The 12731-nt window shown below is 67.5% G+C and carries 10 protein-coding genes; 8 read left to right on the plus strand and 2 right to left on the minus strand.

Annotated features, from left to right (window positions below):
* Window positions 1–151 precede the first annotated feature (151 nt).
* A complete protein-coding gene (locus CFB39_RS21555) occupies window positions 152–1438 on the plus strand; it encodes a DUF445 domain-containing protein (protein ID WP_089474372.1) in 1287 nt (428 codons plus the stop codon).
* A 48-nt stretch (window positions 1439–1486) separates the two neighbouring features.
* On the opposite strand, the gene CFB39_RS21560 is transcribed toward CFB39_RS21555, so the two are convergent.
* Together CFB39_RS21560 and CFB39_RS21565 are read right to left on the minus strand one after the other, a co-directional pair.
* Complete coding sequence (locus CFB39_RS21560; protein ID WP_021157290.1) at window positions 1487–1786, minus strand: addiction module antidote protein; 300 nt, start codon at window positions 1784–1786, stop codon at window positions 1487–1489.
* Window positions 1787–1789: 3 nt separating this feature from the next.
* Window positions 1790–2107: a type II toxin-antitoxin system RelE/ParE family toxin gene (locus CFB39_RS21565; RefSeq protein WP_347880112.1), complete on the minus strand. Its 318-nt coding sequence runs from the start codon at window positions 2105–2107 to the stop codon at window positions 1790–1792.
* A gap of 351 nt (window positions 2108–2458) precedes the next feature.
* On the opposite strand from CFB39_RS21565, the gene CFB39_RS21575 reads away from it, so the two are divergent.
* From CFB39_RS21575 to CFB39_RS21610, 7 genes are all read left to right on the plus strand, one after another.
* On the plus strand, window positions 2459–4099 hold the full coding sequence (locus CFB39_RS21575; protein ID WP_089428078.1) for an acetolactate synthase large subunit: 1641 nt from the start codon (window positions 2459–2461) through the stop codon (window positions 4097–4099).
* A 29-nt stretch (window positions 4100–4128) separates the two neighbouring features.
* Window positions 4129–5562, plus strand: coding sequence for an aldehyde dehydrogenase family protein (locus CFB39_RS21580; RefSeq protein ID WP_089474375.1), 1434 nt, complete (start codon window positions 4129–4131; stop codon window positions 5560–5562).
* Between the two features lie 243 nt (window positions 5563–5805).
* Window positions 5806–7389: a Na+/H+ antiporter gene (locus CFB39_RS21585; protein WP_089428076.1), complete on the plus strand. Its 1584-nt coding sequence runs from the start codon at window positions 5806–5808 to the stop codon at window positions 7387–7389.
* A 479-nt stretch (window positions 7390–7868) separates the two neighbouring features.
* Entirely contained in the window at window positions 7869–9002 is a 1134-nt protein-coding gene (locus CFB39_RS21590) for a hybrid sensor histidine kinase/response regulator (protein ID WP_089474376.1), read from the plus strand.
* Window positions 9003–9126: 124 nt separating this feature from the next.
* The gene (locus CFB39_RS21600) at window positions 9127–10803 is read left to right on the plus strand and encodes a methyl-accepting chemotaxis protein (protein ID WP_089474377.1); all 1677 of its coding nucleotides are present in this window, start codon (window positions 9127–9129) and stop codon (window positions 10801–10803) included.
* Window positions 10800–11312, plus strand: coding sequence for a chemotaxis protein CheW (locus tag CFB39_RS21605; protein WP_089432330.1), 513 nt, complete (start codon window positions 10800–10802; stop codon window positions 11310–11312). Before CFB39_RS21600 ends, CFB39_RS21605 begins: the two co-directional genes overlap by 4 nt.
* A complete protein-coding gene (locus CFB39_RS21610) occupies window positions 11309–12718 on the plus strand; it encodes a CheR family methyltransferase (protein WP_089474378.1) in 1410 nt (469 codons plus the stop codon). Before CFB39_RS21605 ends, CFB39_RS21610 begins: the two co-directional genes overlap by 4 nt.
* The last annotated feature ends 13 nt before the right edge of the window (window positions 12719–12731 follow it).

Consider the following 12731-nt stretch of genomic DNA (forward strand, 5'->3'; position numbering starts at 1 on the left):
GCCGGCATGCGGCAGCGATGCCGGCCGGCGCCGTGCGCGCTCCGCCGGTAGGCTCTGGCGGGGCGCTGCCCGCGCAAAGGGTGCCGCAATGTTTGTCGGCAGCCCCGCAACCGGTGCATATTAGCGGCATCGTTCGCCCGACCCGTTGCCCATGACGCCAGACAAAGCCCTCGAACTGAAACGCAGCAAGCGCCGCGCGCTGTGGCTGCTGCTGGCCGCCGTCGCGGTGTTCGTCACGACGATCCTGCTGCCGCGCGGCCCGTGGGTCGACGGCGTCAAGGCCGTGGCCGAAGCCGCGATGGTCGGCGCGCTCGCCGACTGGTTCGCGGTCGTCGCGCTGTTTCGCCGCGTGCCGATCCCGTTCGTGTCGCGCCACACCGAGATCATTCCGAAGAACAAGGACAAGATCGCGGACAACCTCGCGGTGTTCGTGCGCGAGAAATTCCTCGGCCCCGACGCACTCGCCGCGCAGATCCGCCAGCACGATCCCGCGCAGAAACTCGGCGCGTGGCTCGGCGAGCCGGCGAACACCGAGGCGCTCGGCGGCTATGTGACGAAGCTGATGAGTTTCGCGCTCGACATGACCGACGACGCGCGGATCCAGTCGTTCGTGCACGACGCGTTTCGCGCGGTGATCGACCGGATCGACCTGTCGCAATCGGCCGGCGCGATCCTCGACACGCTGACGAAGGACGGCCGCCACCAGGCGCTGCTCGACGACGCGATCGAACAGGTGGTCGACGTGCTCGACAAGGAGGAGAACCGCGAGGTGATCGCGGGTTTCATCGTCGAATGGCTGAAGACGCAGTACCCGAAGGTCGAGAAGATCATGCCGACGCAGTGGTTCGGCGAGAACGGCGCGCGGATGCTCGCGAGCGCGGTGAGCCGCGTGCTGGAAGGCGTGGCGGCCGATCCCGAGCATGAGCTGCGGCAACGTTTCGACCGGACGGTCGTGCGCTTGAGCGAGCGGTTGAAGCACGATCCCGCGTTCATCGAGAAGGGCGAGGAGATCAAGCGCTATGTCCGCGACGGCGCCGCATTCAACGACTATGCGCGCGACCTGTGGGACCAGTTGCGCGCGTGGCTGAAGGCCGATCTCGCGCGCCCTGATTCGGCGCTGCACCGGCAGGCCGCGATGCTCGGCGGCTGGCTCGGCGCGCGGCTCGCGGAGAGCCCGGCATTGCGTGCGTCGCTGAACGAGCACGTCGAGAAGGCCGTGCACGAGATGGCGCCGGATTTCGCGGATTTCCTGATGCGCCACATCCGCGACACGGTGCGCAACTGGGACGCGCGCGAGATGTCGCGGCAGATCGAGCTGAACATCGGCAAGGACCTGCAATACATCCGCATCAACGGCACGCTGGTCGGCGGCCTGATCGGGCTCGGGTTGTATCTGGTGTCGCTGGTGCCGCGCTGGGCGGCCGGCTGGCTGCACTGACACGGCCACAGGTATCGCGCGGCGGGCGAGACGGGCCGCGCCCGCGCGTCATGCGTGCGCTTTCGCGCCGTGCAGCTGCAGGCCGAGCGCCTTGATGACCTTCAGGATCGTGCCGAAGCTCGGGTTGCCGTCGTGCGACAGCGCCTTGTACAGCCCTTCGCGCGACAGGCCCGCATCGCGCGCGACCTGCGACATGCCGCGTGCCCGTGCAATCACGCCGAGCGCATGCGCGATGAAGGCCGGATCGTCGCCGGCTTCCTGCAGGCACGCTTCGAAGTAGTCGGCCATGTCGTCTTCGGTTTTCAGATGATCGGCCGAATCCCAGGGCCGGGTGCTGATCTTGTCCATCGGTTACTCCATGTCGAGATGCGCGAGCATCGCGTGCGCGGCGCGGATGTCGGCCTGTTGCGTCGATTTATCGCCGCCGCAGAGCAGGATGACCCAGATCGTTCCGCGCCGAACGTAGTAGATGCGATAGCCTGGGCCGTGGTCGATCCGCATCTCGACGACCGGCGAGCCGGCGGACTTCCAGTCGCCCGGATTGCCCATCGAGAGGCGGTCGATGCGTGCCTGGATGCGGCGCTTCGCGACGCGATCCGGCAGGCCGGCAAACCAGGTGTCGAAGACGTCGGTGGTCCGGATGCTGAACGTAGGCGCACTGTAGGGCATGGATTGCAGTCTGTCAACCATGGTTCACATGTTTGATGGGTTGAATTTCGATGCCGCTACAGTAGGGCCACGCGCTTCGCTTGTGTGCCAAATGGCCGTTCGGCCGAAGTCGGGATCTTCCGAATCCGTCTACAATCAAAAACGTCCTTGCCGCCCGTGCGTGTTTGCCGCGCGCGGGCGGATCCGTTTGTCCTCCGGTATCCGGAGGCGCCGCCATGCAGCGCGTGCTGCGCGGCGGGCAGTGCCGTGGTTTGTGTCCAGTAGGTAAAGCGTCCGCGTGCCGTAGGCCGGCGCGCGTTCTGAACGCTGCGTGTCCGTAGGCCGGGCAGGCGGCATCAACCGAGAGTCCCCATGAAAGCATCGGATCTGTTCGTGAAGGCGCTGGAAGCCGAAGGCGTCGAGTACGTGTTCGGCATTCCCGGCGAGGAAAACCTCGATCTGCTCGAATCGCTGCGGCGATCGAAAATCAAGCTCGTGCTGACCCGGCACGAGCAGGCGGCCGGGTTCATGGCCGCCACCTACGGCCGCCTGACGGGCCGCACCGGCGTGTGTATCGCCACGCTCGGGCCCGGCGCGACGAACTTCGTGACGGCCGCCGCCTATGCGCAGCTCGGCGGCATGCCGATGCTGATGATCACCGGGCAGAAGCCGATCAAGTCCAGCAAGCAGGGCCACTTCCAGATCGTCGACGTGGTCGACATGATGCAGCCGCTCACGAAGTTCACGCGGCAGATCGTGTCGATCGGCAACATCCCGTCGGCCATACGCGAGGCGTTCCGCCGCGCGGAGGAAGAGCGTCCGGGCGCCGCGCACCTCGAGCTGCCGGAAGACATCGCGCACGAGGAGGGCGACGGCAAGCCGATCCCGCGCAGCTACAGCCGGCGGCCGGTGGCCGAGGAGAAGGCGGTCGCGCATGCGGTCGACGCGATCCAGGCCGCGCGCCATCCGCTCCTGATGATCGGCGCGGGCGGCAACCGCAAGACCACCTGCAAGATGCTGCTCGAATTCGTCGACAAGACGGGCATCCCGTTCTTCACGACGCAGATGGGCAAGGGCGTGATCGACGAGACGCATCCGCTGTGGCTCGGCAACGCGACGCTGTCCGACGGCGATTTCGTGCACCGCGCGATCGAGCATGCGGACTGCATCATCAACGTCGGCCACGACGTGATTGAGAAGCCGCCGTTCTTCATGCGTACCGACGACAAGACCGTGATCCACGTGAACTTCCTCGGCGCGCAGGTCGATCCTGTTTATTTCCCGCAGATCGAGGTGGTCGGCGACATCGCGAACGCGGTGTGGCAGATGAAGGAAGCGGTGACGCCGCAATCGCACTGGGATTTCGAGCGCTTCCGGATGATCAAGGAGCATTTCGACGCGCATCTGCAGAAGGGGCAGCACGACTCGCGCTTCCCGATGTACCCGGTGCGGATCGTCAACGATCTGTACAACGCGATGCCGGTCGACGGCATCGTCTGTCTCGACAACGGGATGTACAAGATCTGGTTCGCGCGCTACTGGCGCGCGCACGAGCCGAATTCGCTGCTGCTCGACAACGCGCTCGCGTCGATGGGGGCGGGGCTGCCGTCGGCGATCGCGACGAAGATCGTGCATCCGCAGCGCAAGGTGATCGCCGTGTGCGGCGACGGCGGGTTCATGATGAATTCGCAGGAGCTCGAAACCGCGGTGCGGCTGAAGCTCGACCTCGTCGTGATGATCTTGCGCGACGACGCGTTCGGGATGATCCGCTGGAAGCAGGAGAACATGAATTTCCCCGATTTCGCGATGACGCTGCAGAACCCCGATTTCGTCGCGTATGCGCAAAGCTACGGTGCGCACGGGCATCGCGTCGAATCGGCCGACGATCTCGAACCGCTGCTGCGCGAGTGTTTCTCGTCGCCGGGCGTGCACGTGATCGACGTGCCGATCGACTATTCGGACAACGAGCGCGTGCTGAACCGCGAGATCAAGCGCCTGTCGGCGCAACTCTGAATGCCACGTTCACAGGAAGGAGTCGTTCCATGTTGAAGGAAACCTATCCGTACTACCTCGCCAACGAAGCCGTCTACGCGAACACCGATCTGGACGTGACGGACAAGTTCAGCGGCAAGGTCGCGACACGCGTCGCGCTGGCCGATGCGAAGGCCATCGACGCGGCGATCGGCGCGGCGGTCGATGCCGCAAAGCCGATGCGCGAGTTGCCGGCCTACAAGCGGCAGGCCGTGCTCGACCATTGCGTCGCGCGCTTTCGCGAGCGCTTCGACGAGCTGGCCGAGGCGCTGTGCATCGAGGCCGGCAAGCCGATCAACGATTCGAAGGGCGAAGTGACGCGCTTGATCGATACGTTCCGTGTGGCGTCCGAGGAATCGGTGCGGATCGACGGCGAGATCATCAACCTCGAGATCTCCGCGCGTGCGCAGGGCTATACGGGCTACACGAAGCGCGTGCCGATCGGCCCGTGCTCGTTCATCTCGCCGTTCAACTTCCCGCTGAATCTCGCGGCGCACAAGGTCGCGCCCGCGCTCGCGGCCGGCTGTCCGTTCGTGCTGAAGCCGGCGAGCCGCACGCCGATCGGCGCGCTGATCATTGGCGAAGTGCTCGCGGAAACCGACTTGCCGAAGGGCGCATTCTCGGTGCTGCCCGCGCATCGCGACGGCGCCGACCTGTTCACGACCGACGAGCGGTTCAAGCTGCTGTCGTTCACGGGTTCGCCGGCCGTCGGCTGGGCGTTGAAGGAGAAGGCCGGCAAGAAGAAAGTCGTGCTGGAACTCGGCGGCAACGCGGCCGCGATCGTCGATGCGGATCAGCGCGACCAGCTCGACTACGTGGTCGAGCGCCTTGCGTTCGGCGCGTATTACCAGTCGGGCCAGAGCTGCATCGGCGTGCAGCGGATCCTCGTGCATGCCGACCTGTACGACGCGCTGCGCGAGAAACTGATCGCGAAGACGCGCTCGCTGAAGATGGGCGACCCGAAGGATCCGTCGACGTTCGTCGGCCCGATGATCTCCGAATCCGAATCGCGCCGGTTGTCGGACTGGATGGATGCGGCCGTCGCGGCGGGCGCGAAGATCGTCGCGGGCGGCAAGGTCGATGGCGCGATGTTCGAGGCGACGCTGCTGGAAAACGTCGGGCACGAGCAGGACCTGTACCGGAAGGAGGCATTCGGCCCCGTCGCGATCCTCGAGAAGTTCGACCGGTTCGACGACGCGCTCGCGCGCGTGAACGACAGCGACTTCGGGCTGCAGGCCGGCGTGTTCACCGATTCGCTCGCGCACGCGCAGCGCGCGTGGGACGAGCTGGAGGTCGGCGGCGTCGTGATCAACGACGTGCCGTCGTTCCGCGTCGACAACATGCCGTACGGCGGCGTGAAGGATTCGGGCCTCGGCCGCGAAGGGATCCGCTACGCGATCGAGGACATGACCGAGCCGCGGCTGATGGTCGTGCGGCGCCGGTAACGCGCGGGCAGGCGGCGCGGGTGCCGCGACGGCACGCGGGCGGGCGATCGGGCCGGCCCGCGTGCCGTTTTTCATGGCGCCGCACGCATTGGGCCGGCGCCGGGCCCGCATCGTGACCGCCTCGCACGGCGGGCGGCTCGAACGCGCTCGACTGCGGGCCTCGCCTCGTGATGTAATCGCGCGAAACTGCCGACCGGGGTACGACACCGGAACGCGCGAATTCATTCTTCACGAGGTCGATTCATGTCCCCCGTCTCGGCATTCAAGCTGGTTTTGTTGTCATTTCTCGCGATCGTCGCGCTCGAATGCATCGCCAAGCGGCTACGGTTGCCGCCCGCGGCCGCGCTGCTGATCGGCGGCATCGGCATCGCGTTCATTCCCGGCCTGCCGCCGATCAATCTCGATCCGGAACTGGTGTTGCTGGTGTTCCTGCCGCCGCTGCTGATGGACGGCGCGTACTTCTCGGTGTGGGAGGAGTTCAAGCGCAACGTCGGCGGCATCCTGCTGCTCGCGATCGGCGCGGTCGTGTTCACGACGTTCGCGGTCGGCTTTGCCGTGCACTGGGTGGCGCCGTCGCTGCCGTGGGCCGCGTGCTTCGCGCTCGGCGCGATCGTGTCGCCGCCCGACGCCGTGGCGGCGAAGGCCGTGCTCGAGCGCGTCGCGCTGCCGCGCCGGCTGATGGTGCTGCTCGAAGGCGAAAGCCTGCTGAACGATGCGGCCGGCCTCGTGCTGTTCCGCTTCGCGGTCGTCGCGGCGCTGTCGGGCACCTTCAGCCTCGGCCACGCGGTCGTGGGTTTCGCGGAGCTCGGGCTCGGCGGCGTGGTGGTCGGCTTCGTGGTCGGCAAGCTCGTCGTGTGGTTCCTGAAGTTGCTCGACGACGACTATCTCGTGATCACCGTCGCGGTGATCGCCGGCTGGATCGCGTATATCGCCGGGGAAATGGTCGAAGTGTCCGGCGTGATCGCCACCGTCACGGCCGGCATGATCGTCGGCTGGCATCAGCACGAGGTGTTCTCGGCGGCGGTGCGCACGCGCGGCACCGCGTTCTGGCAGGTCATCGTGTTCCTGCTCGAAGCGATGGTGTTCGTGCTGATCGGGCTGTCGCTGCGCGGCGCGATCCACCGGCTCGGCGGTTTCGAGCAGGTGCTCGCCACGATGGTGCCGCCGATGCTCGCGGTGCTGGCGGCGGTGATCGTGTCGCGCTTCGTGTGGATCTACGCGGTCGAGGCGCTGAAGTGGCCGGTGCGCGGGATCGCGCGGCGCGGCGAAGCGCCCGACTGGAAGGCCGCGACGATCATGAGCTGGGCCGGGATGCGCGGCGTCGTCACGCTGGCGATCGCGTTGTCGCTGCCCGAGGCGATGCCCGGCCGCGACGTGATCCTGGTCGCGTCGTTCGCGGTGATCCTCGTCACCGTGCTGCTGCAGGGCACGACGATCGGGCCGCTGATCCGGCTGTTGCGCCTGCCGCAGCGTGAAGAACGCGCGTCGCACCACCTGACCGAGCCGCAGACGTGGGCGTACGTCGAGGCGGCGCAACTTGCGGCGATCCAGCCGCTCGTGCGCGACGAGAACGGGGTCGTGATCCATCCACGCCTGCTCGAGCAGTACACGTATCGCGCGGAATTGACGGAAAGGGCGAAGAACGAGCCGACGTATCCGGCTGAAGTGCGTGCCGCGCACTACGACGTCGTGCTGGCCGCGATCCGGGCGGGGCGCGCGGAACTGTTGCGCCTGCACCGTTCGGGGCGCATCCACGACGAGATGCTGCACGCGCTCGAACGCGACCTCGACCTGCAGGAAGTGTCCGCGCAGCACGCGCGCGGGTAAGGCCGCACACCTCCGTCACATCGCCATCGAGCGGCCGGCGTCAGCCGGCCCGAAGCGCGCCCGGCCGATCGTTGCCCGGCGCGCTTTTTTTCTTTCGAGCGCCCCCGATTGGCTGATATTCATCCGGCCCTCAAATGCGGCGGCAGCCAGCCTTGCAGCGCATGCAAGCCTTATCGCGCGGGTCTCGCAAACGTTATCGTGTTTCGAATCCGGAAATGATCCGATTTAACTGTTTCCGTCTGTTTCTGCATATTTGGCAAAACTAAACCGGATTGAGATAGATGCTGTGTTCTAATTTCATTTAGAATCAGCCGGTTATGTTTATTGAGAGAAAGGATGCGGAGGTAATGCGGCCGCCAACGGGGAGAAATCGGCGTCCGAAACCCTGCAAGGCGGTGCCGACAGGCCAAGTCGGCGGAATCAGGCGGGGTTTTCAACCGCTGAATTAAGATAGCGTCCAAGTCTGATAAACAACTCCTATGAAAGAATCGATTGGAGAATCGGCGTTTGAAACTGTATTTATGAAAGAATCGAGCGGTGATAATGCCTCGGATTGTCTTGAATCGGGGTTATCGGTCCTGCTCGTCGACGATCAACCGTTCGTCGGCGAGGTGATCCGCCGCGCGCTGCGCAGCGAACATGACATCGACCTGCACGTGTGCACCGACGCGCACCGGGCGATGGCGGTCGCGCGCGACGTGAAGCCGACGGTCATCCTGCAGGATCTCGTGATGCCGGAGATCGACGGCCTCGATCTGGTCCGCGCGTGGCGCGCGGACGCCGGCACCGCTCGCGTGCCGATCATCGTGCTGTCCGCGAAGGAGGAGCCGATCGTCAAGCGCGAGGCGTTCATCGCCGGCGCGAACGACTATCTGGTGAAGCTCCCCGACGCGATGGAGCTGGCTGCCCGCATCCGCTATCACTCGAATTCTTACCTGATGTCCCGGCAGCGCGACGAGGCGCTCGATTTCCTGTCGCACGACATGCGTTCGCCGCAGACGTCGATCCTCGCGCTGCTCGACGTCTACCGGACCGAGCACGGCGAGATGCCGGCGATCATGGAGCGCATTGCGGGCCATGCACGGCGCGCGCTCGCGCTGGCCGACGGCTTCATCCACCTGACCCGCGCGCAGTCGGAGCGCCGCGCGCACGAGGTCGTGAGTCTCAACGAGATCGTGCTCGACGCCGTCGACCAGCTGTGGGAGAAGGCGGCCGGACTCGGCAGCCGGGTCGCCGCGCACGTGCCCGATACCGAATGCGTGACGATGGGCGACCGCATGATGCTGACGCGCGCGGTCGCGAACCTGATCGACAACGGGCTGAAGTACGGCCCGGCCGGCACGGACGTGCACTGCACGCTGGGCAACGAGGATGGCGCCTGGCTGATCGGTGTCGAGGACACCGGCGCGGGAATCGCGCCGGAGCAGCGCACGGCCGCGACCGAGTCGTTCGTGCAGCTCGAATCCGCGCACGGCGCGGCGCGCGGCGGCTTCGGCCTCGGGCTCGCGTTCGTCCGCGCGACGGCGGCGCGGCATCGCGGCCAGATCCTGATGCGCAATACGGCGCGCGGCTTCATGGTCGCGCTTCGGCTGCCGGCGCAAGCGGAGCGGTGATGTCGCGGCGCGGCCTGCCGGCGCCGCGCTGCCCGAGAGACCCTGATGTGCTCGTGGCGCGCCGTCCGGCGCGCCGGCGGGCGTGGATTTTTTCAACGCTGATTTTATAAAGCCCATAACGAACATGGCCACCGTAACGCCCCGCGCGACCAATGAAAGCCTGCATCCGACGATCGGCGCTGCCCGGCTGACGCTCGGCAATCGCATCCTGCTCAGCTTCGGCGTGCTGTTCGTGCTGATGCTGGTGACAGCCGGCGTGTCCTACGAGCGACTGCGCGCGATCAACAGCGAAGCCGTCAGCATCGAGCGCGACTCGCTGCCGGGCGTCTACCTTGCGTCGTCGCTGCGCGGTTCGGTCAACGAATCGTTCATGCTGCTGCAGCAGGCGACGTTCGTCGAAACCGATCCCGACAGCGTGCATCGCGATCTCGCGAAAATCGCCGATGCGCTGAAGGAAGTCGAGGCGTTGTCGGTCGACTATCAGAGCACGACGTTCCGCGACGACGACCGGCAGCGCTTCGCGGCGTTCCGCGGCGCGTTCGACCACTACGTGCCGCTGCTGAACGACGCCGTGCAGAAGAGCCGCGTGTCGCGCGAGGAGGCCGTCGCCGCGTACGCGAAAGTGCTGCCCGCGTGGACCGAGGTCGTGCGCAACGCGAACGTGCTGGTGCAGGAGAATCGCAAGTTCGCCGAGCAGTCCGCGAAGCTGATCCGCGAATCCGTGCAGGACACCGAAGTCGTGCTCGTCGGCGCGCTGACGATCACGCTGCTGTCCGCGCTCGGGCTCGGCTACCTGCTGTACCGGTCGGTGACCGTCCCGATGGCGCGGCTCGTCGAGGTGCACGACGTGATGCGCACCGGCAACCTGACGCGCCGCCTCGACCTGCGCCGCCGCGACGAATTCGGCACGCTCGAGACGGGCTTCAACCGGATGGCCGACGAGCTGACCGAGCTCGTCGCCCGCGCGCAGCAATCGTCGCTGCAGGTGACGACGTCGGTGGCCGAGATCGCGGCGACGTCGCGCGAGCAGCAGGCGACCGCGAACGAAACCGCGGCCACGACGACCGAGATCGGCGCGACCTCGCGCGAGATCTTCGCGACGTCGCGCGACCTGCTGCGCACGATGAACGAGGTGGCCGGCGTGGCCGAGCAGTCGGCGACGCTCGCGGGCGTGAGCCAGAGCGGGCTCACGCGGATGGGCGAGACGATGCGCAGCGTGATGGACGCGGCCGGTTCGGTGAACGCGAAGCTCGCGATCCTCAACGAGAAGGCGCTGAACATCAACCAGGTGGTCGCGACGATCACCAAGGTGGCCGACCAGACCAACCTGCTGTCGCTGAACGCGGCGATCGAGGCCGAGAAGGCCGGCGAATACGGCCGCGGCTTCGCGGTCGTCGCGACCGAGATCCGCCGCCTCGCCGACCAGACGGCGGTGGCGACCTACGACATCGAGCAGACGGTGAAGGAAATCCAGTCGGCGGTGTCGGCGGGCGTGATGGGGATGGACAAGTTCTCCGAGGAAGTGCGCCGCGGGATGCTCGACGTGCAGCAGGTCGGCGGGCAGCTGTCGCAGATCATCGCCGAGGTGCAGACGCTCGCGCCGCGCTTCCAGATGGTCAACGAAGGGATGCAGACGCAGGCGAACGGCGCCGAGCAGATCACGCAGGCGCTGTCGCAGCTGTCGGAGGCCGCGCAGCAGACGGCCGAGTCGCTGCGCCAGTCGTCGCAGGCGATCGACGACCTGACGCTCGTCGCGAACCAGTTGCGCACCAGCGTGTCGCGCTTCAAGGTCGACGCGTGACGCGCGCCGACCCGCAGAACGGCGCCCACGCGCTGTTCCTGATGTTCGAGCTCGACGGCGGGCGATATGCGCTCGACGCAGCCGGCATCGACGAGGTGCTGCCGCTCGCGGTCACGAAAGCCGTGCCCGGCGCACCCGACTGGATCGCCGGGCTGCTGATGCGCGGCGGCCAGCCGGTGCCGGTGATCGACGTGCCGATGCTGGCACTCGGGCGCCGCGCCCATGCGCTGCGCTCGACGCGGCTCGTGATGGTCCGCTACCGCGCGGACGAAGCGGGCGGCGAGCGCACGATCGGGCTGATCGTCGAGCGCGCGACGCAGACGATGCGGATCGACCGCGCGGCGTTCCGCTCGAGCGGCATCTCGACCGCACGCACGCGCTGGCTCGGGCCCGTCGCGAATACGCCCGATGGCGTCGTGCAGCAGGTATCGGTATCCGACCTGGTCGACGACGTCGCGCGCCTGTATCTGTTCGACGGCCTGCCGGGCCACGGGGGAGAGTCCGCATGAAAGAGTCCGAATCGCGATTTCGCGGCTGGCTGCTGCGCGAGACCGGCATCGACCCCGATTCGCTCGGCAACGATTTCCTGATCCGCGCGCTGACGGAACGCGTGCACGCGCTGCAGGCGGACGGCGAGCGCCTGCCGTCGGCGGCGCGGCCGCCCGTCACGCAGGACGCGCTCGACGCCTACTGGCAGCAGCTCAATGCGTCGGCCGACGAGCGGCGTGCGCTGATCGAGCTGTTCGTCGTGCCCGAGACCTGGTTCTTCCGCGACCGCGAGGCCTTCGCGACGCTCGCGCGGCTCGCGACGGAGCGGCTCGCCGCGCTGCCCGGGCGGGTGATCCGCGTGCTGAGCGCGCCGTGCTCGACGGGCGAGGAGCCGTATTCGGCGGCGATGGCGCTGCTCGACGCGGGGCTCGACCCGGCCAGCTTCACGATCGACGCGATCGACCTCAGCACGCGCGCGATCGAGCAGGCTCGGCTCGGCTGCTACGGGCGCAATGCGTTCCGCGGCACCGCGACGGAGTTTCGCGCGCGGCACTTCACGCCGACCCGCGACGGCTGGCTGCTCGACGAGCGCGTGCGCGCGTGCGTGCAGTTCAGTCAGTCGAACCTCGTCGAACCGGCCGTGGATACCGGCATTCGCTACGATTTCGTGTTCTGCCGCAACGTGCTGATCTACTTCGATCGCGACGCGCAGGATCGCGTGATCCGCTCGCTCGACGCGCGTCTGGCCGACGACGGCATGCTGTTCGTCGGACCGGCGGAAACGGGCGTCGCGATGCGGCACGGGATGCGCTCGGCGCGCGTGCCGCTGGCGTTCGCGTTTCATCGCGAGTCCGCGGCGGCGGCGGCCGACGTCTTCGCGGCCCGGCCGGCGGCGCCGCTGGCGGCGGCCGCGCCGTATCGGCGCGCGGAGCGCTTCACGGTCGCGCCGCTCGCGGCGACGCGCTCGGTGCTGGCAGTTGCGCCGGCGGCGTGGCTCGACGACACGCGTCATCCGTTCGCGGCACCGCCGCCCGCCATGCGCGCGGCCGCGTTCGACGCGCGGGGCGACCAGCCGGTGACGGCGGCTGAACCGGCCGCGTCGCTCGCACCGATGGCGGAAAGCGCCGCGCCGACGCTGGAGGACGCACAGGCGCTGGCGAATGCCGGCGCGTTCGACGAGGCCGAGCGCGTGCTCGCGCAGTTCTCGGCGCGCGTCGGTCCGCATGCCGATGCGTTCTACCTGAACGGGCTGATCGCGGACGCGCGCGGCCGCGCCGCGGAAGCCGGCGACTTCTACCGGAAGGCGCTGTACCTGCGGCCCACGCACCACGAAGCGCTGACCCATCTCGCGACGCTGCTCGACGTCGGCGGCGATCGTGCGGGCGCGCAATGGCTGCTCGAGCGCGCACGGCGCTCGGCCGGCTGACAAGACTACGGGT

The organism is Burkholderia sp. AU6039, assembly GCF_002223365.1.
In the GTDB taxonomy this organism is placed as follows: domain Bacteria; phylum Pseudomonadota; class Gammaproteobacteria; order Burkholderiales; family Burkholderiaceae; genus Burkholderia.